Source organism: Pseudoalteromonas sp. Hal040, assembly GCF_037162425.1.
Classification (GTDB): Bacteria; Pseudomonadota; Gammaproteobacteria; order Enterobacterales; family Alteromonadaceae; genus Pseudoalteromonas; species Pseudoalteromonas gelatinilytica.
The window spans coordinates 3143897-3166201 of the sequence record NZ_JARLUU010000001.1 but is presented as its reverse complement, the minus strand read 5'-3'; the positions used below and the strand labels follow the sequence as shown (position 1 = coordinate 3166201).

The following is a 22305-nucleotide window of genomic DNA, read 5'->3' as shown; positions in this document are numbered from 1 at the left end:
GATGTTAATTCGGTTTCGAATAAGCAAAAGGTTATCGCTGCTAAAACCGTTTTCCACATCGGACAAAAATAATAAAAAAAGAACGTCGTAATATCTTTTTTAAATCAAAACATGAACTTATGAAAATTTCCTAAATGTTTTTACATTTCGGGAGGTTTATCTGTGTTTGTTATCTACAAAGTTATCCACAGCTTGCTATTGAAGAAACAATTATTGGTTAATAATTCACAGTCGTTTTCTTTAAAGCCTTATGGCATGCTTACAAACAATTTAATGTTATTCAATTAGGATCCAATTTCACCATGGCTCAGATCCCTGAAAATCCACTTATTCTTGTAGATGGTTCTTCGTATTTATTCCGTGCATATCATTCGCCACCGCACCTTACTAATTCAAAAGGTGAAGCGACAGGCGCAATCTATGGCGTAGTAAATATGCTTAAGAGTTTGATCAAGCAATATGATCCGTCACACATGGTGGTGGTCTTTGATGCCAAAGGTAAAACCTTCAGAAATGACATGTACAGCGAATACAAAGCGAATCGTCCACCTATGCCGGATGACTTACGCACACAGATCGCACCACTGCATAGCATTATTAAAGCAATGGGTTTCCCGCTGATTAGTATTGAAGGTGTTGAAGCTGATGATGTTATTGGTACCTTTGCGCGTATTGCTTCAGAGCAGCAACGTCATGTACTGATCTCGACTGGTGATAAAGATATGGCGCAACTTGTTAATGAACATGTCACGCTGATCAACACCATGACAGATAGCATTTCAGATCCTGAAACCGTGGTTGAAAAATTTGGCGTTGGCCCTGAGCTGATCATTGATTACCTTGCTTTAATGGGTGACAAGGTCGATAACATCCCAGGTGTTGATGGTTGTGGTCCTAAAACTGCGGTGAAATGGCTACAAAAATATGGATCATTACAAGGTGTAATGGACCATGCTGGTGAGATCAAAGGTAAGATTGGTGAAAAACTTGCCGCGCCGCTGGATCATCTGCCACTTAGCTATGAATTAGCAACAATTAAGTGTGATGTTGAGGTTGAGTCAGATCTTGAAACCTTTAAGTTGCAAGAGCCTAACCGTGATGAACTGATTGCACTTTATGGGGAATGTGAGTTCCGTCGTTGGTTAGCTGAGCTACTTGATAATCCTAAAGATGCTGACACGCATTTAGATGTGCCAACAGAAGCAAATGAACTACCAAAAGTCGCTGATGCGCACTACGAAACGATATTAACTGAAGAGCAACTTGATACCTTAGTGGCGCAGTTAAACAACGCCGAACTGTTTGCTTTTGATACTGAAACAACCAGCCTTGATTATATGCAAGCACAATTGGTTGGTATGAGCTTTGCGGTTAAAGCCGGTGAAGCGGCTTATATTCCTGTTGCTCACGATTACCCGGATGCGCCAGAGCAATTAAGCTTAGAAACGGTAATGGCAAAAATTGGCCCAATTTTAGCGGACGAAAACAAAGCGAAAGTTGGGCAAAACCTTAAGTACGATAAAAGCGTATTAGCGAATGCTGGCTTTGAGTTAAAAGGTATTAAATACGACACTATGTTGGAGTCGTATGTCTTTAATAGTGTAGGCAGCCGCCATGATATGGACTCGTTGGCACTGAAATACCTTGGTCACAAAAATATCAGTTTTGAAGATATTGCTGGTAAAGGTAAGAAGCAGTTAACGTTTAATCAAATTGAGCTAGAAAAAGCAGCGCCTTATGCTGCTGAAGATGCAGATATAACACTTCGTCTTCACCAAGTGTTATGGCCAAAAATTGATGCTGATAGCCAGTTGAAGTCAGTATTCGAAGATATTGAGTTACCACTTGTCACAGTGCTTTCTGATATTGAGCGTACTGGTGTTGCAATTGATAGCAACATGTTGGCTGCTCACAGCCAACGTTTAGGCGAACGCTTGTTAGAGCTTGAGCAAGAAGCCTATGATATGGCTGGTGAAAAGTTTAACTTAGGTTCACCTAAGCAGCTGCAAGTTATTTTATTTGAAAAGCTTGAGCTGCCTGTTATCAAGAAAACACCTAAGGGTGCACCTTCGACGGCAGAAGAAGTATTGCAAGAACTTGCTCATGATTATCCATTACCAAAAGTGATTATTGAGCACCGTGGTTTATCTAAACTTAAATCAACCTACACAGATAAACTTCCGCTGATGGTCAATGAGCGCACGAAGCGAGTGCATACTTCTTATCATCAAGCAGTAACGGCAACGGGGCGTTTAAGTTCAACGGATCCTAACTTACAGAATATTCCAATTCGCTCAGAAGAGGGGCGCCGTATTCGTGAAGCCTTTATTGCTGCACCTGACCATAAAATTGTGGCTGCCGATTACAGCCAAATTGAATTACGTATCATGGCGCACTTATCACAAGATAAAGGCCTACTTACCGCGTTTGCGAATGGTTTAGATGTACACAGTGCTACGGCGGCAGAAGTCTTCGGGGTTAGCCTTGAAGAAGTTACCAGCGATATGCGTCGTAAAGCTAAAGCAGTTAACTTTGGATTAATTTATGGCATGTCAGCATTTGGTTTATCACGTCAGTTAGATGTACCACGCCATGAAGCACAGCATTATATTGATAAATACTTCGAGCGTTTCCCTGGCGTACTTGAGTACATGGAAACAACCCGTGAAAAAGCAGCTGATAAAGGTTATGTAGAAACGATTTTTGGTCGTCGCTTACATTTACCAGAAATCAATGCCCGTAACGGTGCTCGTCGTAAAGCCGCTGAGCGTGCTGCTATCAATGCGCCAATGCAAGGTACTGCTGCTGATATCATCAAAAAAGCGATGCTAAAAGTTCATCAGTGGGTGAATGCGCAAGCTGAAGGTTCAGTGAAGTTGCTTATGCAAGTGCACGATGAATTAGTGTTCGAAATTAAAGAAGAGTGTGTTGACGACTATAAAGCTGAAATTTGTAAGCTAATGTCTGAAGCGGCTACTCTTGATGTGCCTCTGATTGTTGAAGCCGACAGCGGTGACAACTGGCAACAGGCTCACTAATAGTCGCAATTAATGAGAGCTGTCAGCTATCAGCCGTCAGCTTTCAGATTGAAAGCTAGCGAGTTACAAGGGGAAAGAGTAAAGCTAGCGAGTTGCTTGACGCGCAAGCTAAGTCATTTAGGCTTGCTAACTTGCTAACTTGCTAACTTGCTAACTTGCTAACTTGCTAACTTGCTAACTTGCTAACTTGCTAACTAAAACCCCAACTCCTGCAACCGCTTTACGTGTTGACGATAAAGCTCAATAGGGTCAATTTCGCGAAAATTATGTAAGCCAATGAACTGATTAATCTCATCTAAGTGGTTCATGTCATAATCATCTTTAATTACGTGGCCTAAATGGCTGCTGCAGCGCGATACTAGGCCATCATCTTTGCCTAAAATAAGTAATGAACCGAGCAGCATGGGCAAGTCGGTGGGATCCAGTATATTACTAAGTGCAGCTGTACCACTCCACGAAAAATAGTACACGCCATTCTCGGCAACTAACTGACCTTGATCGCACTTATTTTCTGGTAAACCTTCAGGATATTTTTGGTTAAATACGTCAGCGCCCTGTGTACTTAAGCTACTTAAAGCACCGAGTGTATCTTGTGGTAATTGACTGTGGCCTGAGAGCAGTGAAATAACCCCACCAACCCCATCAAATATGAACCGCGCGGTATGCTCAGCTTGAGAGTTCGCAGGCAACTTTTGACTAATCAGATCAATAATGCCACTGCCATAGTTTGCACCGCCAATACTCGTTACTGAGGCAATCAGATCAGGTCTGACAGATGCAACGTAGCGCACTGTTTGCGCGCCTTGGCTGTGACCAATCAAGTTTACTTTATTGGCGCCTGTCAGTGCTAAAATTGCTTTTACGTGAGTGAGTAATTGTTCGCCCCGGACCTCAGAGCTATTAATAGCAGAGACCGCCGGCGTAAACACCAAGGTACCATCTTGGCTAAGGCTTTCAGCAATATTATAAAAATAATTGAGGCCGAGTAGGTTATCGAATCCCATTAACCCATGAACTAAAACTACCGGGTATTGTGTCGTTGTTTTTTTTGCATGACAGTAGGGAGTTATTAAAAAAAGTAAGGTAGCAAATAAAATTAAGGGGATTTTTTTCATACCTTTTACTCTTCTACTGCAATTTTTATCACTAACAAGCCTTAAAAAAGCCTGATTTTTGCGTGCTGTTGATTCACTTTACCCTAAATATTGGCTTGCTGTAATGTTAATTTTAGGTAAACAAGAAAAGATGGTTTTAGTGATTCGTTATTTGTTTATCAATTTGTGTTGTTTCTGCGGCTCGGCAATTTATTTTTAATCTGGTATTTGTTAAAGTCCGCGCCGTCCTCATCCTGTAGGACATCCTGTTGATGATGCATCTGAAAGGATGCAACGTATTGATAGCTTCTCCCCAGTTTGCTATACCGACTCACTCCTTGTTGAGTGAGTCGCTTTTTCTTTCTCTTATCATACAATTCATTGCACAAATTAACGCAAGTGATACCATCAAAGTGATTCTTATTTACTTTCGAAGGAATGCGTTATGTTTAAATCTATGGCAATTGCTGCCTTTTCATTATCGAGTATTTTAGTTGCCCCTTTAGCCAGCGCAAACTGGCAAGTTAATAATGAGCAAAGCAATGTGAGCTTTGTGTCTATCAAAAAGAATTCAGTTGCAGAAGCGCATCATTTCAAAAACGTGTCGGGTACACTTAACGAACAAGGTCAATTTAAGTTAATGATCGATCTGACATCGGTTGAAACCCTGATCCCTATCCGTAATGAGCGCATGACGAAATTGTTGTTCGAAACAGCTAAATTTCCTAATGCAGTGTTAACTGCGGATTTAAGCAAAGCGCTGTTAACGCTAAAACCTGGTCAACATGTGCTTAAAGGTTTGAAAGCTGAATTAGATTTTCACGGCAACAAGAAAGAGCTAACAATAGATGTGCTTGCCAATATGTCACCGAAAGGCGATGTGACTGTTTCATCGTTTACGTCGGTGATTATTAATGCAAGTGACTTCAAGGTAACAGAAGGTATTAGCGAACTACAAAAGCTTGCAGGTTTACCGTCAATTGCAACAGCCGTACCGGTTAGCTTTTCTTTGACGCTAGATAAAGAAAAGTAATGCAATCACTTGCCGAATTAGAAGCCGCACTTCAAGCGCCCGATAAACCTTTTGAACAATGGCAACCACAAAATTGTGGGCAATTACCAATAACGATTGATGCGCAAGGGTTGTGGTTTTATGCCGGCAGTGAAATAAAGCGCGAGGCAATGGTAAAACTCTTTGCCTCTGTGCTTTGCAAAGAAGCCGATAGTTATTTTTTAAAAACACCTGTTGAGAAAATGGCAATCACCGTCATTGATGTGCCTTTTATTATTGTTGATTGGCGCTTTGAAGAGACAGAGCAAGGCCGAGCACTTTGTTGTGTCGATAATTTACAGCGTGCATGGTTGGTATCAGCAAAGCAACCACTATTATTAAGAGAATTTGAGGGGGTTAGTGTGCCTTATCTTCAATTAGCGCATGGCTTGGCTGCGAGGGTATCGAGAAATGTTTATTATCAGTGGGCTGAAATAGCCTGCTCAGACGAGCAGGGCTACTATATAGAATCATTAGCCAAGCGTTATTACTTGGCCTAAGCGATTAAGCTTCTGGTTGTTCGTCGTCAGACTCAGGTGCTTCAACTTCAATAGGCCCTAAGAACCACTCATCAAGCTTTTTAGCAACTTCTGGTAAACCAGTGCCTTTTAGTGAAGAGAAGGCATGTACAGTAATATCACCCTCTAAGTTACTTAACTCACGGCGAACCTGTAAAACTTGTGCTTTACGCGCACCTTGTTTGAGCTTGTCGGCTTTAGTTAAAAGTGCAAGTACAGGTATTTCACTGCCCACAGCCCAATCGATTAAGTCACGGTCTAAATCTTTTAACGGATGACGAATATCCATTAAAACAACGATACCTTTTAAGCTTTGACGCTTTTGTAAGTATTCACCTAGCGATTTTTGCCATTTCTTTTTCATTTCGATAGGCACTTTCGCAAAACCATAACCCGGTAAGTCGATAAGGCGTTTATCGGCATCTAGCTCAAACGTATTGATCAACTGAGTACGACCTGGTGTTTTAGAAGTACGTGCTAATTTTTGATCTGTTAACGTATTAAGGGCACTTGATTTACCCGCATTAGAGCGACCAGCAAACGCGACTTCAATCCCCGTATCAGCAGGTAAGCGTGAGATATCAGGTGCGCTGGTAACAAAGGACGCAGTATTGTATTTGATACGAGATTTGAGCACAGGCTCTCCTAGTCTTTTATAAATAATAACGAACAGTGGCTAATTTCCACTTAAGGCACGTATTTTATACTATTAAAGCAGCATTCAAAAGCGTATTTAAGCGTGCTAAATTGGCTTTGAATTAGGAAAATTACTAGGTAGAAACTTAATCTAAGTCAAATCCCTATAAATTATGAGCTTAATGTGGGCAGAAAACGTGCCAGAGAATTTATTATCGTGTAGAATATAGAAATCACAACATCCATATTGTAGATGATACAGGGTCGGAAACAGAGAATTCACCATGAAAAAAATAGCACTATCTTTAACTATATTGCTTGGTACGTTGTCAGCAAGCAACGCAACAGCATTTGATGGCGATGTAAACGCAGGTAAAGAGAAATCGGCAACGTGTGCGGCTTGTCACGGCCCAGACGGTAATGCGCCGGTTAATATCTACCCTAAGCTTGCAGGCCAACACGCAGATTATATCTATAAACAATTAAAAGATTTGAAATTAGGTATGACATCTGGCGGCAAAGAAGGTCGTATGGATCCAGTAATGAGTGGTATGGCTATGCCGCTTAGCGATCAAGACATGAAAGACCTAGCAGCTTACTTCTCTTCTTTAAATATGTCTGAAGGTGCAACACCTAAAGATGTAGTAGAAGTTGGTCAGCAGCTTTATAAAGCCGGTGATGCAGAGCGTGGTATTCCAGCATGTGCTGCGTGTCACGGTCCACGTGGTAACGGTACATCACTTGCAAAATTCCCGAAAATTTCGTTCCAACATCCAGAATACATCAAGTCACAACTTGAAAAATTCCGTGATGGCACGCGTAATAACGACTTAAACGGTATGATGCAAGACATCGCTAAAAAATTAACAGACAAAGACATCGAAGTACTTTCAAAATACTTAGGTGGCTTACACTAAAGTCTGATTGCCAGTAGTCATACTGCGCAGTAATATGTGATTAGTGTGAAAAAAGCAGCGCAAGCTGCTTTTTTTGTATTTAATCCATGTCGAAATATCCCACACTCTTGTGAGACATTGACCATATCGAGCTGTAAGCTAAATCTTATTTTTATTTCACTTTTAATTGTAAGTCTTTGTTATTGGTTGATTTGATCTTGTTGCAATATCTTATCTGTAAGAAAAATTATATAAATTAGTTGTAACAAAATTATTAATGAGTAAATTAACCACTGTCGCTGAGACAGCAAAAACAACATGGACAATGTAATAAGGAAAGTGATTGCGGCAAGTCTTTAGGGGTTGACACTGGTTAGGTGTCCTAAAGGAAATAACAAAAAAGCGTCAGGATTGACCGAGAATAATAAAAGCTCATGGAAGTTTAATAATAAAAACAAAATGGAATGCTACACGGAAGGTTAAAACAATAACAAAATGGAAAAACAATAATAATAAAAATAATAAAGACTAAAAAGTCGAAGGGAGAAGTGTCCAGATAATTGGCGCTCAGATTAGTAGGCGGTAGAGATGTTTTCTCTACCGCCTTTTTATTTGTCCTGTTACAATAGCCACCGTTTGTACTAAAAGTATGAAAAGTGCGCAGTTCGTCAAGTTGACCAACCACATCCGCACATCGAATTCTTCTGGTTATGCCAGCATTACAATGCCACACAGGCGTTGTGCACAACCTCTTAAGTGAGATGATCAAGATATGAGTAGAAAGAAAAAGTCGCGTAAAATTCCATCGAATGGTCCTGTACGTCTAAGTAAAGAAAAGCTTAGAGAGATGCGCGCGTTAAAAGAGCAGCGAGTTAAAAAGACGAAAGGTGCTAAACCTGGGTCTCGAAATGCGCCTGATGCACAAAGTGCAGAAAACACTGCTGCGAACAATCAACCGAAAGATAAGCGTGTTGGTAGTAAAAAGCCGGTTTCTTTAGTTGCGCCTAAGGCTGAGCCAAAAGTTGAAATGAAACGCAACTTAAAGCCAATGGTTGAGCTGAAGAAAGTAACTGAGCCTGAGTTAACGCCAGAGCAAGAACTAGAAGCGCTAGAAAATGACGAGCGCCTTCTGAAACTGGTTGAACGTCATGAGCGTGGCGAGTTACTAACAGGTAAAGACGCTAAGTACTTTAATAGTCGTATTGCTCGTCACCAAGCTCTGTGCGAGCTATTAGGTATCGAAGATGATGAAGACGACTACGAAGATGACTTTGAAGATGATTTTTACGATGAAGGTGAATCAGACTTCGATAAGTACTTATCTGACGATTTAGCGAACGAATGGTTTGATGACGAAGATGAGGATGAGCGATGAGCACAACCTTGATTATTGCCATCGTTATTGGTGCGGCAATTATCGCAGGGCTTGCGTTTTATGCAGGACAACTTCTGTATAAACTAAAAGAGCAAAATAAGCTTATCGCCAAGAAGCAAGCTGAGCATGAGCAAAAGCTTGCGGCATCAAGAACAAAGCGTAATGCAAAGTTAGCCGATAGCATTCATTTAATTGCCCGTGCAATGAATGAAGAGCAATGTGAGTTCTCAGAGGGCAGCTTACGCATTTGGGTGCTGATCTCTCAATACAGCTTTGCAGAAGAGTTTGAGTTAAGTGAGCGCTACCCAGGCATATTTAAAATGTACGAAGTAGTTAAAGACATGCCAACGCATGATGCCCGTAAGAAATACTCTAAAAAAGAGATTTTTAAAATGGACACCACTCGCTGGCGTGCTGAAGAGCAACTTAGCGATGAGATAAAAGCAGATTGCGTACGTATCATTGAAGAGTTTAAAGCAGCCCCAGGCAGCGAAAACGTCGTATTCAATTAAACATACGTGCAGTGATTTAAGCAAAATAAAAAGCAGAGCCTAGGCTCTGCTTTTTGTTGGGTTAGATAACTCGTGAGAAACGAGTTTGCTTGATTTGTTGTTGTAGGTGCGCATCAAAGCACATACAAATAATACGAATAAATAAATTACCACGGGCTGTTACTGTGATTTTTTCTTGGCTCACAGACACCAAGCCATCAGCCAGTAGCGGGTCAAGTGCTTGTAGTGCCTCGCAGAAGTAGCTGGCAAAGTTGATATTAAACTGCTTTTCGATTGCAGGAATATCCAGCTCAAACTGACAGATCAATTGTTTGATCACTGCAGCACGTAACGTATCGTCATCAGTTAAAGCAACACCTTTACAGACTGCACTGCCAAAGCCTTCTTGCACGGCTTTGTAATAGTGTTTTAACTCTTTTTCGTTTTGTAAAATGGCATTGCCAATTTGTGAAATCGACGACACACCCAAACCTAATAAGTCACATTGAGCCATGCGTTGTATAACCTTGGAAATTACGATGTAATTGACCCGCGTTTTGTGCAATTGCTAGCTCATTGTCTTTACGGGCAAAGTGGTCCATACCGATAAACTGATAACCCGCCGCTAACATCTGCTCAAGGGTATTTTTGAACATAGTGAGCTTATCGCCAGCAGATGGTAAGTCAGCATCTTTAATTTTTCGTTGTGCTGCGAATCTATCTGGTAAGTGAGCATAGTTAAATACCGATACGCGATCAGGGTTTAACTCTATCAGCTGTGCAATCGTCTCTTTAAAGCTCTCAGGTGTTTGCAGTGGCAAACCGTAAATCATATCGGCATTAATAGATTTAAAGCCAAGTTCACGAGCCTCACTAATCAAGCCTTTTACAGATTGCACACTTTGCGGGCGATTAACCGCCAGTTGCACAGCATCATTGAAATCTTGAATACCAAACGAAACACGATTGAAGCCAAGCTTACGTAAATGAACTAGCATGCCATCAGCTAAAGAACGAGGGTCAATCTCAATACCGCGCTCGGCATCATCAGCAAAATTAAAATGCTGTTCAACCAATGCCATTAAGCGACTCATTTGCTCTGCCGATAAGAACGTTGGCGTACCACCCCCTAAATGCAGCTGCTCAACCTTATAATCGGCAAAAAGTGTTGCTTGCTCAGCAATTTCAAGCGCTAAATTATCTAGGTATAAATCGGCTTTAGATTGATGACGAGTGATCACCTTATTACAACCACAGTAATAACAAAGCTGACTGCAAAAAGGGATATGGATATACAAGGATAAAGAACGGCTTTTCGATGCCGCAATCGCGTTAATCATATCTTGTTGGTTATAACCTTCAGCTAAAGACAATGCTGTTGGGTAAGATGTATATCGAGGCCCAGAAATATTGTACTTGTTGATCAGAGATTGATCCCAGCTAGGTAAATTTATCACAGTCAGCACTCCGCAATTGATTGAGCGGCTATTTTAACGAGTTTAGTGATTTAGCTATTTGATCTAGAACAATGTCGGAGGCTAGAAACTAATCGGCATGCTTTAAGGTCGTTGTAAAAACAAAGAGTTTACTATTTGAGCAGTTGATTTAGTGATTGTTAAAATAAAGGGTTTTGCTAGTGACAAGGTTACAAAAACTTTTTATACTGCATCCCGCTTTAGTCAGTTAAACCTGCTAAACGCATCAAAAAATTTAGCTTTCGCTAATACAATGGCCCCTTAGCTCAGTTGGTTAGAGCACACGACTCATAATCGTTAGGTCCCCAGTTCAAGTCTGGGAGGGGCCACCATCCTTCTTGTATAAACCCTTACAAATCAACAAGTTACGCTAGTTTTTAACAGTTTTATTCCACTTTTGTTCCACCTTTGAGTTTAATTGTTCCACCTTTTAAATCAAGCTCAATTTGATACTCGGTATAATTCCTAAGTTAAATATGTGCGGTTTATGAGGTCGTGCTTGTAGCTTTACCGTGCAAGTTAAGCTTTATCAGACTGGCAGCTATGGTGAGCTGTTATTCATCTTTTAATACGAGCGCAAGGAAGGGGAAGTCGTTTCTGCCCCGAAACGAGTTAACGCAAAAGCTCATTAATAAGTTATTCACATGCTTTTTTCAATACATTAGTTAATGCCTAACGATTAATTGCGCTTCTTGTGATCCATTACCGCCTTACAAGTGGTAATGGATTAAAAGTAATAAGCCACTGATTCCCAAAGACAAGGAAGAGCGACTTGTATTGCCAGGAGGTCGGAATTAGCTTGGCAAAGGAAAAGTATTTTAAAAAGATTTATTACTGAGTATAAATATTAAGCATTAGTCTACTTCTGGTAGCTCATCTTTACCCATCCAGTCTAGTGGGGATGCTAACTCGACAAAGTCCTTATATTCATCCATATCTATAGACTCGAACTTATTTCTGATATAGAGAAACTTAACCCATAGAAGTGCAGGTACTCCTAACATTTGCGCATCTGTGTCATATTGATGTTTTTTGTACTCTTCAGTTAGAGTCTTGCAGAGTTTCTCTAAAGGTGTCTGCTCTTGAGTCGGACTCCTGCGACCTTCGCCTAGAAAGAATATTCCCGAGCGGTTTTTTCCAGCTGAACCAAAGTGAGAAGAGAAAATTTCTTGCAGATATTCAAGTAAGTAGAATCGATAAATGCCAGATGTATACGGGTTAGCTACAGCGTTCTGATGAGAATAGATCTTAAAATTGGGTGCATATTCCTGTGGATCGAAGTTCATTTCAATATGGCGCATATGAGAGCTTTCTGGTATGTAAGTTTCTAGGAAGTCATTTAAATAGATAGTCTTCTTACTATCCCCACTCTGCACCACTCTCTCAAACTTGCCACTTACTATCTCATCAAAAAGATTATGATCTTTCTCTTTGATACAAAGCAAAGCTGTCAACATCAATATATCAATCTTAGAGCCTCTAGGCATATTTGAGATTGTAGCTACTACTCTATCTGCGATTTGGATAGCAGTACGAGCAGAAACCTTAAAGGCATCAAGAATAACCGATATATTTCGTAGCGTTGCTTTTGCATCTTCATTAAAAGGGAGTACTTCAATTTTTAAGTCTCTTAAATAATCACCAGAAAGCTTGCTAGCATCGCTGTGCACTTCTAGAAAGTTCTCTAAATTCGGGGCCTTAAGGCTATAGCGACTATTAAAGAAGCGACCAAGGTAAATCTTAGCGTCAAATCCCTCGCCATAAACCGCCTTTACCGCATGTTGTAGTTGTTCAGTGTCAGTAGCAACCACAAAAACAACGCCATCAATATCAAATATATGCTTAATTGTTTCGAGCATTTCAACAGCATAACTAGGCCTACAACGGTCTAGTTCATCAATGAAAATGAAAGCTGGTAGTTCTTTGTTTTTAAGGCCAACAACTGCGGATACCCATTCGAACACACTTGTTTTTAGGCTTTCTATAGCTGCACTTTTAGCATCATGCTCATCGATTAAATACTTAACTGCTTCAGAAGCTGCAAAGCTCATATCAATAGGTTTGCCGTTTTCATCTGCTAAATCTTCGCCATCTTCCCCCCTGATACTACCGATATTTTCATTGTCATTATCGGCATTCATAACTACCACAGGATCAATACCGACATATCGCTTGAATAATCCTCGACCTATACCTGGTGCAGCCGCTTTCAATAGACCTATAAGCTTACGAGGAACTTTGAACTCAGTGGAATCTTTATCTTTTCCAGCTTGCTTTCTCAATTGCTCGATGATGGAAGAAATTACCGTCATTAAAGGATCATCAGAGTAGTCTTTCTTCCACGCATCTACGTAGACAACGGGGTAATGTTCTTTGATATCTTCAGACCAACGTTTAAGAAAGTATGTTTTACCTGCCCCCCACTCAGCATTTAGATTAAGTACATAATTTCGCTTTTGGTCACCAGCATCTCTTGCTTTATCAAAACCTTGAGATGCAAGAAGTTTTGTAAGGAATGTCGCGTATCTAACCCTTCCTAATTTATCTTCAGGAAAAAAATCATTCTCAATCTTTAGCCCTTGAGACCAATCCAACTCAACTTGCTTAACCATTTAATTCTCCGATAGTTATTACTAACAATTTTAGAGTTTACGACCATTTATCACAGATAAGCAAAAGGTTTTATATGAATGTTTGTGGTTACCAGAGACATTTTTCATCTCAAAATTCGAGGTTATTTTTTCTAATGCATATTAACTGAGTTAGAACCCCAACTCTAAATTGTTTATGTCCAAAGGCGTGTTATAAATATAACTCGCCTTTGCCCCAAAACGAGCTAAAGTAAATGCTCTAAGGGCGGCTATGAGCGTTCAAGAATAGTTATTAATGAATAGTGTCGAGTGAGCATAGAGTCTACAATGTAATTTAAATTGGAAAACGAATTTTCATTTTCAATCACTCGTTCTATTCAGTGAAAAAAGCAAACTTGTCTAGATTTTAATAACACTGGCAATTAGTTAACAAGTTTGTTAAAAATATACTAATAAGAAAAACGCGCAATTTGCTCGCTATAACATAACTCACCACACTGCAGAGTGTAAGGATGCACAAATGAACATAAATGCAACAGTTGCAGGTCAAATCATATTTATTAATTTCTTAATCATGCTGTATTTAACTTTGAAGTTTGCCAAAGGAAAATCTGATAACTTACCACTTGTAGGGCTTTATATTGTCCTGCTAAGTTTTCTTTTCGCTCCTGCTAGTTGGTTATATTGCTGGTATTGGTCAATAAAGAAGCCGAAATTAGAAGTCGAGTTATAACAAGCTAATAAATAAGGGCAAAAACATTTTCTGTTTTCGTTTCTCAACATTTTAGCAAACAATATTTTGCTAGTGTTTATGGAAAAAGGAACATTGCTAATGAAATTAATAGTATTTTTAGTTTTCGTATCATTTAACTTATCTGCAAACCAGATAGTTAGAGACTCAGACTTTGAACATAGTGAAACCATTTACTGGATTAATAAAGATACTAATAACGCTATAATTTACAGTCAATTTGAAGCTTTTCATATGCTCAAAGGTTTAATTAGTCAAACCCTTAAGAGCGAACCTTTTGGAGTTTATGCTTTAGAAGATATTTGTCACTTTGATCGACTTCTTTTTATTGATGGGCAAAAAAATCTATTATTTGAAATTGCAATTAATGATGATGAAATCATCTATAATGGGAGTGCTTATCCTGTTAAAGAAAAGAGTTTAGAGAAATTTAAATCTCATAACCTTAAGCGAATCGAAAATAATGAGAGTATGCTAGGCAGGTATATAAAGTTAAATGTTAATGACTACTCTGATAAATGTACGAACCTTTAAGGCTTTTTAAATATTCAGAGCAAGCTGCTGTGCAACCTTTAATTTTTATTTAATCTTAAGGTTGCTTTAGAGCAAAGAAAGTGACAGTTGTTCTAACTCAATTAAATACAAATTAGCTACCAATTAAGGGCAGTTTCACCAGAAGTGGGAATTCAAGTGCAACACGTTTTTGTCCAAAAATGAGTTCTATAAACGTATTATTGTACAGTTATGCTCAATGCTTAACCGTACATAAGTTCAGATTTATTTTGGTAATCACTTAGAACCTTCTAGAGGTTCTCGGCTGATCATGTTCTCTTTTCTAAGATGCCCTTTCTCTGCGGCTAGTTTATTACTCGCCGTATTTGCCTTTTTATAGCGCTTGACTGCGTGTAGAGATAAATGACCAAGAGCAGCTCCTAGTGTATATTCATCAAATTCAAGAAGGCGGCCTAGTAAAGTTTCTCTAAAATCGTGAAGCTGATATTGATACTGCTTTTCGCCATCACTATCCAGAGTATAAAAACCAAGTTCTTCGAGCATATCATGCCAATGAGCGTAAAAATCGGCCTTGTGACCCGTTTTAGACTGCTTTGATGGGAATATATAGTCTGCTTGTAGACCCCTAGCTTTAAATTGCTCCTTCCTTTTTGCGACTAAACTTACAACATCCTTAGGCAAGTGAATAGTAACCTCTTTACCCCCTTTCGGTTTTACTCTCACAAAGTTATGAGCAAAATCAAAATCAGTAAACCTTAACGACATAACTTGGCCGTATCTGAAGTGCCCGGAAGATTGGAGGTTCATAAAAAATACAAAGTCTGGATTTTCATGATCATCCAAATACTCAAACATCAGCTTCATATGCTCCCCTGGTATTTCGATATGCCGCTCTCTATTAATTTTACGAGCAATAACAAAAGGGCGGGTGTTTACAGCTGCAATTAGCTTCTCATCAAATGCAAAATTGAATGCAGCCTTTACTCTTGTAACAATCTTATCGTGGGTTCCATTTGTTGCTCTAAACGTTTCTAAGTAGGCATTGTATCGAGCAATAGTGAATGAGCAGAATTGCTCATCCATCAGGTTGATAACCTCTTTACGTTTACTTGGAAGTGTTACTTCTACATCTTTAGATAAGTGAAGACGAATTAAACTATTGATAACCTTAATCTCCCCAGATTCTTCACTGTGCTTATTAGGAATATTGAATTTTAGATGGTTCCGTATAACATCACCCACCGTTTTAAGCTGTTGGCTGTAAAGCTTGTATTCTTCTGTTTCTGGCCTTCTTTTTAATTGATTGAATACATATTCATAACGCTCAATATACTTCTCTAATACAGATGTTTGAATATCATCTATATTTGTCCATTCAAAAAGTACACAACGAACCGCCTTCGTCTTAACGATCAACTTGCGTCTAAATTCAGAGCCTTCCAGTTTCAGTCCTTTAAATCTAGTATTTTCAATTATCAAAGGGGTTCTCTTACTTCGTGCGGAAAATAGCTTATGCGTGTGTTCAAAATTGCAAACTTCAGCGATAGTCAAAGGCTTTTTTAGATCAGACTGGTCACCTTTGGTAGATTGAACTTGTGGCTGTGTGTTATCAAGAGTGGCTGATTGATTAGCACCTGGTTTATTCGATTCACTAACAAAGTCATGGTCTACATTATTATTAAATATATTATCGTCATAAAGTGTTCTTACATGGGCTTGCATTTCACTTGCTGTTGAAGTGTTGCTAGTAGATTCTCCCCACAATACTACTAGCTTATCAATAGGTGGGAATAACCACTCTCCTGAGCGAAGGCGAATAGCGTTGATAAGACCATCGTCAGCTAGGCCTTTTACATCGCTTTCTGAAATACCAAGTACACACGCTATATCTTGTAAATTGCTAGCAAATTGATTTGAGCGCACAGCAAAACTTACCATGCCATCAGGCATAGTGTTTTGCTTAGGGTCTGCGTTCAATTGTTGCATGCAAAGTTTTTTTAATTTGAGAATGTGAAAATTCTAAAATGAAAAAAATTTTCAAACTAAAAAAGATTATGCAAACTTTGTATTTACTAAATAATTTTCACTCAAACATGGTGTTTTTAAGTTTTTGATATTATAAGTGAAAAAGCCAGCATAGCTGGCTTTAGGTTATAACGAGTCAAAAAACGCGTTAACTGATTTATCAAACAAGTGATAAAAATATAAAAATTGTCCAGTGTGTTGAATATGTGACTGCACATCTCGTTTGAACTGCTTCAGTAAGTAGAAATTACAACTGAAAAACACGTTCGTAGCGGGGCGCATCTCTTCAGGTAACGCCCGCATAAAAGAATCGCTAACGACTATAAACTCCTGCTGGGCTACATAGTTTCTTACGTAATATATGTAGCCATCATTTTGTTCATATAAAGCAATATATTCCTCATCATTAGCAACTGCAGGGCGCTTCTGAAATAGTTCCACAACGTTTGAGTTAGTCATATTCATCTCCAAAAAGTTTGTCTTCGAAAATAAATACGAGCTACTTATGCAAAATTTGCATTGTCTGCCGCTTCTTATTTTTAAATTAATAAAGAAGGAAGCAACCAAAATGGAAAATGAGAAGTTCAATGCTGCTGTAGCAGCCGATTTTTTAGAGAAAGTTATTCAGTGTCTTTATCAAGAGTATGACGCTATTTATGACCTAAACTTTACAGAAGATAATTTTGATATTGAGAAGCTGTTATTTCACAGCTTTTCGAATAGCTACAAAATTAGTTTTAGCTATGAACAGTTACCTCTTCTAAGGTCACTATTATTACTACTTTGCAGCAACACTAACTTATTAATGAGTAATGACGTTTGTGATAGTGAAGGCTTTGTTGATGAACGTCAGTTGGAATTTGACTTCGATAACTCGCATTAATTCGCTTGCAGTGAACATGTTTATCTTTAAGTACAAACAGGAGATAAACATGGGTCAAACAAAACTTCAAATTGTCAGAAAGTACACAAGAGAGTCTAAGTCACCTTTCCAAGACGCATCGACGAGCCTTTGGCTTGCAAGTATCACTAACGAAGACAGGCTTGAGTTAGACTTTTCACAATACATATATGTCCATCGTGATGATGTTGGAAAAGTCGTCGGGGTCAGTGTTAGTAAATCAATTGCTAGAGAGCACAGTCTTGAAAGTCAGTATCTTGAAGGGAGCGGTATGTATCGCATACTCATCTTTTACATTGACCAAATAAAAGATTTCTGCGAGCTCTGGGCTGATGAATTTGAACAGTTCTTTCTACTGCCGCCTGATTTGTTTTTCGAATTAGCGCAGTGGCATTGGAACACAATCATTGAAAATGATGGTTAATTGAAGCGACTCGAAAGAGTCGCTTTTTCTTGAACATATTACTACCAGATAGTGTCATGCCCTTACTTGCAATGACACTATTCTTTGGCATTCACTTTTTTATTATCTAGATATACCCAAATAGCGCCGCCAATCATAATTGATAAGGGGACCAGAAAAGTTAAGTATTCAATCTGAAAGTTCATAGCACTTCTCCAATTCAATGTGAGGAAAAAATATAGCTCGATATCTTTGCTAGTAATTAACTATAACACATCGCAAACTGAGCATGATTTCACTATACGGCCTTAGAACAATAGCAATGTCATTTCTACTACCCTTCACATGCTAACTCAAGTAGAAAATAGCGACGCTAAGAATGTAACTAACCAAAAAATCACATCAATAAACTGGTAATAGACACACTTATTTTGCTTGTTCATTTCTTACTTAATAATGCGAGACATACAGAAAAAAGCAGGACGCTCAATCATCACTTAGCAAATGTCGTTACCACCGCACCCTGGCGGAGGACCTAGATTTGGCTTCTTTAGGAAGTCAGCTCGCATATATAAGCGGTTTGCGATAAGAGTTAATTGTAGGGAGAGTTAGCTGTGTGAGTTGCACGAATGCGTTGCAGCAAACTCAGATGAATGACAGAGCAATAAAAGAGAGAAGAAGCAGGCACCATGTGCCTGCTTTTCTCTTTAGATTTCTCATCGACCAAACTTATGTATATGCACAGTACATAAAACAGGAGAAACTGTGTGAAGACATTACGCTTAAAGTTCGTTCTAGATTTTGTTCGAGTTATCGTGAATGTAATTTATATATTTGTGGTTATTGCGGTTGGATTTTGGATCGTGGACTACTTTTCAATATACAAAGCTGCATTAGGTTACTCATTCTCGGGTATTGATGGATATGCACGACTTATTATCGCATTCATATTTGCAGAAATCTTAGGTTATGTAGAATCGAGCTTAAGAGAAAAATACTTGTAATACTCAGCGCCCAAAGGGCGCTTTTCGTATAAAGTTTGTTGCTGAGAAGCTGACTTTTTGGCTAAGTTATTTTTGGACAAAAAATTAATTATGGTCGATGCTCTAAAGAACCCTCTATTCATTACTTAATGTATTCTGACCGAACAAGTTCCCTCACTGAGGTGGAAGTCAATGATAGATAAATATGCAAAAGATAAGGTTTTCAAAAAACGTTTTTCTCTTTGTATTAATCGCGCTGTTCCAGCTCAATCATGATTTCTTGTTTAAATTCTTCAGCCATGTAACCTTCAAGAACGAGAGAATACTTCTAGTTAGGGTTGGCAAAGTCTTGTTTTAGTTATTCTTTGCAAAGCGAGAGGCGTCAGATATGTATTTAACAAAAATTAGCCCCAGCACCGCATATTTGTATTGTGAGGCATCATTGAATCATGGCTTTTGTCTGTGGCGGTCTAAAGCTTGCTTTCTCGCACTTAAAGGAATGGTTGTTCTTGTTCGCTCATTGCTGATTTCTTGGATTCGAAAAATTTATCTTATATAGCATCTAAGCAAATCTTCTCGAGTTCTACTTAAATGCTTTTGAGATATCATAGGGCTTCGGGTAAAACATACTGGGTTACCATTGTAATACGCGTGGTTATTATAAGATGGTTTACTTAAGATTTTAATGTTCCATAATGGTTCTAGTAATAGCTCTATATTTCATAGTGTTATTTTACTGTGAGAGCGTAGTGGATATGCTATTGTACTCTCGTAAGGCTTGAATTAGCTATGGCATATAAATTAAGGTATCTCAACCCATGGAAAACCTGCTAAATAAACTGTCATCATACAATTTATTCAACTATTTATTTCCGGGAATAGTATTCGTCGCTATTGTCGATTCTCTAACTGCTTACAGCTTTATCCAAGGAAATGTAGTATTTGGAATTTTTTTATACTATTTCATTGGACTTATCATCAGTCGTATCGGCTCCATCTGTATTGAACCGCTATTAAAGAAAGTTGGTTTTCTTAAGCTTTCAGAATATGAGGATTACATAGCAGCTTCTCAGAAAGATAAACTTATCACTGTGTTGTCAGAAGCCAATAATATGTATCGAACGCTTTGTGCGATGTTTTTGTGTATTTCTTTAATCAAACTTTACGAGTATATGTCTCCTAGTTATCCAATCTTAGTCAAATGGACTTCGGAGATCTTAATTTGTTTATTGTTTTTATTATTGGTCGTATCATATAAAAAACAAACTGATTACATAACTAAGCGAGTTAGTAAGGCAAGAACTGATGAGTAATTTACGTAAGGTTTACGTTGTTTATTTTCAATGAGTTATCAAGGTTAACTCAAACTCTTTTTTTCCATTGCTCAGAGCAACATAACTACTTTGGATATCACTATTACTTAAAATGAACAAAATAAAATAGTTGAGTTCATGGACTGAATCATTATATGTGCTTCGTATTGACTCTATGTCACTATGGGATGGTTCTGGTTTACTTTGTGGGTGCGAATGCCAGTCTCCTAAGTAGTGAAGTCCCTTTTTGGAAAACTTAATAATGGTCTCATTTGCACTATCTCTATGCCACCTAAATCCATTGGGGCTTCTCTTATCTTGAATTGATGGAGTAGAAATATCTTCAACGTTAACAGTAGAACCGTTGATCGAACCAAACAACATTCCTCCGGCTTCATTTTTGCCAAATGGTTGCTGGTATCTGAGAAACTTTTGGCAAGCGCTAGACCGAATCGTTAGAGTTATGCCAGCCCCCACAAAAACCATATCTTCAAGTTTAGAGTGTGACAATTTTAGCACCTTTTTCAAGTGTTCCATTAATAGACGTCCAACCTACATTCCATTTACCACCATTTAATTTGACATGAGAAAAGCTACTCACCCAAACTCGGTGAATATCATGTTCTATATTGACACTACCTTTCACAACATCGGTTACAAACTCTGCAATCATACTATGACCATAACTAAGTTCCATTCCGCCATAGGGTTGAAAATATCCGCCGCATGTCGGCAAGCGTTTTTGAGTTGAGGCGCTAAATTCCACAACAGGGGTTAGCAACTGTCCTGTATTGGAAAATAGCCTCCTAAACTTGAACTTTCCAGAATTATTCAGATAACAATGTGTAGCCACTGCATGAGGCTCCGTAAAGGCAAAAAGTACGGGACATTCAAGCTCTTCTTGTTCTAATAACTCCCCGAAATAAATATCTGACGCCCATTCCCCCGTGGAACTTATTATTAAGTCACATTGCTTGAGTTCACATATACTTCTTTCATCGTCAAACCAGTCTTGTTCCCCTGCATGTATAACTTGCACCCATGGGAACATACGTTTCAGTTCAATTTCACATGCTTTAGCTTTATTCATTCCAACGTGTGGATCACCTAACCAATGACGACCTACATTGGCAGCTTCAAGACTGTCACCATCAATTAAAACAAACTTTGAAAAACCCGCTCTAACAAGAATTGGTAGCACTCCAGAGCCAACAGAACCTAATCCAACTATGCCTATTTGATGAGTCGATATGTTTCTTAATTGTTCGTTTTCTCCTCGGCCTAAAACCCATTCAACATCATTACGTTCAACATTAATCCCATACAAATTCAAATGTTCGGCTCTTCGGAATAGTTGTTTAGGAAAAACTCGGTTAGCTCTAAAGCCGTTACCGAGTAGAGGATGACGAAATTCAGTTCTTCGGTTTCCTGTTGTAAATGCATTCGTTTCGGTACACATTCCAACGACTGTATTACCACTTTCCGATGGTATTTGAATTAGAAACATTGGATACTTTGTCGGCGCACAAAGCATTTCAGAGATTAGTGTATACACATCATCATTCTCTGAAGCTTGGGATTTTATTATTTCAATAATTTGGCTTAACTTTTTAGGGTATTCACTTGGAAGCCATGGAGCTTCAATATGTAACATGAAACTTTTTGAGATCATATGAGAACGAGGCTTTATCCCTACATTATTTAGCCACAATTTAAGTTCAGCAAGACTGTCCGCGAATACGGTGCCTTTTTTTCTGGTATAAGCAACATATACTTGCTTGGTTTCCTTCAGCCCTATTCGACATAGGCTATTCACCTTCACCGTAACAGGGTGAGCAAACTTCCAATAACTCAAAAAGCCTCTGTCAAAATCACTATCAAGTTGATGAGTCGTGACCTTCTCCAATAGAGCATGAGCATCGAGTATTAGTTGCTCTGTATAGCGAATGTCTGTCGGGTCATAGCCGACTTCATTGTCCCACACACATAGTTTTCCATTGTGTTCAACATGCGGGTAACTTAAAACTGGTAAATCAGGCTTTACATAGATTTTAGGAACTTCGTATGGAAAATTAACTGTTGGTAAAACGACGATAGAAAGTGAATGACCTTCAAATAAGATTGAAGTTTTAATAATCCATCCATAATCACCTTTATTAAAAGACAAACCTAACAGCTTTGCCCTTACACTTGTTAACCTGCGTGCACTAAAACGTTTCGATAGAAAAGTACCTAAATTATCTAAAGCCAA

19 protein-coding genes, 1 tRNA gene and 1 pseudogene are annotated in these 22305 nt (G+C 38.7%); 13 read left to right on the top strand and 8 right to left on the bottom strand.

The annotated features are described in order from the left end of the window. The first annotated feature begins 302 nt into the window (after nt 1-302). Nucleotides 303-3038: a DNA polymerase I gene (gene polA / locus P4S60_RS14735; protein WP_337116438.1), complete on the top strand. Its 2736-nt coding sequence runs from the start codon at nt 303-305 to the stop codon at nt 3036-3038. 194 nt (nt 3039-3232) lie between these two features. Here the strand turns inward: polA and P4S60_RS14730 are convergent, their stop codons facing one another. Then, complete coding sequence (locus tag P4S60_RS14730; RefSeq protein WP_337116437.1) at nt 3233-4153, bottom strand: lipase family alpha/beta hydrolase; 921 nt, start codon at nt 4151-4153, stop codon at nt 3233-3235. Between the two features lie 424 nt (nt 4154-4577). On the opposite strand from P4S60_RS14730, the gene P4S60_RS14725 reads away from it, so the two are divergent. Together P4S60_RS14725 and P4S60_RS14720 are read left to right on the top strand one after the other, a co-directional pair. Next, nucleotides 4578-5165: a YceI family protein gene (locus tag P4S60_RS14725; RefSeq protein ID WP_337116436.1), complete on the top strand. Its 588-nt coding sequence runs from the start codon at nt 4578-4580 to the stop codon at nt 5163-5165. Further along, complete coding sequence (locus P4S60_RS14720) at nt 5165-5683, top strand: DUF1285 domain-containing protein (RefSeq protein ID WP_337116435.1); 519 nt, start codon at nt 5165-5167, stop codon at nt 5681-5683. The genes P4S60_RS14725 and P4S60_RS14720 overlap by 1 nt, the downstream gene beginning before the upstream one ends. Nucleotides 5684-5687: 4 nt before the next feature. On the opposite strand, the gene yihA is transcribed toward P4S60_RS14720, so the two are convergent. Further along, a complete protein-coding gene (yihA, locus tag P4S60_RS14715; RefSeq protein ID WP_063702828.1) occupies nt 5688-6338 on the bottom strand; it encodes a ribosome biogenesis GTP-binding protein YihA/YsxC in 651 nt (216 codons plus the stop codon). Nucleotides 6339-6621: 283 nt separating this feature from the next. Here yihA and P4S60_RS14710 point away from each other — a divergent pair, with 283 nt between their 5' ends. The 3 genes from P4S60_RS14710 (at nt 6622) to P4S60_RS14700 (ending at nt 9120) form a co-directional block, all read left to right on the top strand. After that, on the top strand, nt 6622-7254 hold the full coding sequence (locus tag P4S60_RS14710; RefSeq protein WP_063702826.1) for a c-type cytochrome: 633 nt from the start codon (nt 6622-6624) through the stop codon (nt 7252-7254). Nucleotides 7255-8005: 751 nt separating this feature from the next. After that, entirely contained in the window at nt 8006-8608 is a 603-nt protein-coding gene (gene yihI / locus P4S60_RS14705) for a Der GTPase-activating protein YihI (protein WP_105174449.1), read from the top strand. Beyond that, nucleotides 8605-9120 carry a DUF2489 domain-containing protein gene (locus P4S60_RS14700; protein WP_063702822.1) on the top strand — a complete coding sequence of 172 codons (516 nt, stop codon included), beginning with the start codon at nt 8605-8607 and terminating at the stop codon, nt 9118-9120. Before yihI ends, P4S60_RS14700 begins: the two co-directional genes overlap by 4 nt. A gap of 61 nt (nt 9121-9181) precedes the next feature. Here the strand turns inward: P4S60_RS14700 and hemN are convergent. Beyond that, nucleotides 9182-10556 (bottom strand): annotated as a pseudogene (gene hemN / locus P4S60_RS14695) (oxygen-independent coproporphyrinogen III oxidase). Nucleotides 10557-10829: 273 nt separating this feature from the next. Here hemN and P4S60_RS14690 point away from each other — a divergent pair. Continuing rightward, nucleotides 10830-10906 (top strand) — tRNA-Ile (locus tag P4S60_RS14690). 522 nt (nt 10907-11428) lie between these two features. Here P4S60_RS14690 and P4S60_RS14685 read toward each other — a convergent pair. Continuing rightward, nucleotides 11429-13186, bottom strand: coding sequence for a KAP family P-loop NTPase fold protein (locus P4S60_RS14685; RefSeq protein ID WP_337116433.1), 1758 nt, complete (start codon nt 13184-13186; stop codon nt 11429-11431). 499 nt (nt 13187-13685) lie between these two features. On the opposite strand from P4S60_RS14685, the gene P4S60_RS14680 reads away from it, so the two are divergent. Both P4S60_RS14680 and P4S60_RS14675 read left to right on the top strand, forming a co-directional pair. Beyond that, entirely contained in the window at nt 13686-13898 is a 213-nt protein-coding gene (locus P4S60_RS14680; RefSeq protein WP_337116432.1) for a hypothetical protein, read from the top strand. A gap of 99 nt (nt 13899-13997) precedes the next feature. Next, nucleotides 13998-14450, top strand: a complete 453-nt coding sequence (locus P4S60_RS14675; protein WP_337116430.1) for a hypothetical protein — start codon at nt 13998-14000, stop codon at nt 14448-14450. A 255-nt stretch (nt 14451-14705) separates the two neighbouring features. Here the strand turns inward: P4S60_RS14675 and P4S60_RS14670 are convergent, their stop codons facing one another. Both P4S60_RS14670 and P4S60_RS14665 read right to left on the bottom strand, forming a co-directional pair. Further along, nucleotides 14706-16415 carry a tyrosine-type recombinase/integrase gene (locus P4S60_RS14670; protein WP_337116428.1) on the bottom strand — a complete coding sequence of 570 codons (1710 nt, stop codon included), beginning with the start codon at nt 16413-16415 and terminating at the stop codon, nt 14706-14708. Nucleotides 16416-16580: 165 nt separating this feature from the next. Continuing rightward, nucleotides 16581-16913 (bottom strand): hypothetical protein, encoded by a 333-nt coding sequence (locus P4S60_RS14665; protein ID WP_289098142.1) that lies wholly within the window; start codon nt 16911-16913, stop codon nt 16581-16583. 109 nt (nt 16914-17022) lie between these two features. Here P4S60_RS14665 and P4S60_RS14660 point away from each other — a divergent pair, with 109 nt between their 5' ends. The 4 genes from P4S60_RS14660 to P4S60_RS14645 all read left to right on the top strand — a co-directional run bounded on the left by P4S60_RS14660 (nt 17023) and on the right by P4S60_RS14645 (nt 20054). After that, nucleotides 17023-17337, top strand: a complete 315-nt coding sequence (locus P4S60_RS14660; RefSeq protein WP_337116427.1) for a hypothetical protein — start codon at nt 17023-17025, stop codon at nt 17335-17337. A 49-nt stretch (nt 17338-17386) separates the two neighbouring features. Then, nucleotides 17387-17779 (top strand): hypothetical protein, encoded by a 393-nt coding sequence (locus P4S60_RS14655; protein ID WP_337116426.1) that lies wholly within the window; start codon nt 17387-17389, stop codon nt 17777-17779. Between the two features lie 842 nt (nt 17780-18621). Then, nucleotides 18622-18762, top strand: coding sequence for a hypothetical protein (locus P4S60_RS14650; protein WP_337116425.1), 141 nt, complete (start codon nt 18622-18624; stop codon nt 18760-18762). A 797-nt stretch (nt 18763-19559) separates the two neighbouring features. After that, nucleotides 19560-20054 (top strand): hypothetical protein, encoded by a 495-nt coding sequence (locus tag P4S60_RS14645; RefSeq protein ID WP_337116424.1) that lies wholly within the window; start codon nt 19560-19562, stop codon nt 20052-20054. A 27-nt stretch (nt 20055-20081) separates the two neighbouring features. Here P4S60_RS14645 and P4S60_RS14640 read toward each other — a convergent pair whose 3' ends face one another. Continuing rightward, nucleotides 20082-20564 (bottom strand): Mov34/MPN/PAD-1 family protein, encoded by a 483-nt coding sequence (locus tag P4S60_RS14640; RefSeq protein WP_337116423.1) that lies wholly within the window; start codon nt 20562-20564, stop codon nt 20082-20084. Next, on the bottom strand, nt 20551-22305 hold the full coding sequence (locus P4S60_RS14635) for a ThiF family adenylyltransferase (protein ID WP_337116422.1): 1755 nt from the start codon (nt 22303-22305) through the stop codon (nt 20551-20553). Before P4S60_RS14635 ends, P4S60_RS14640 begins: the two co-directional genes overlap by 14 nt.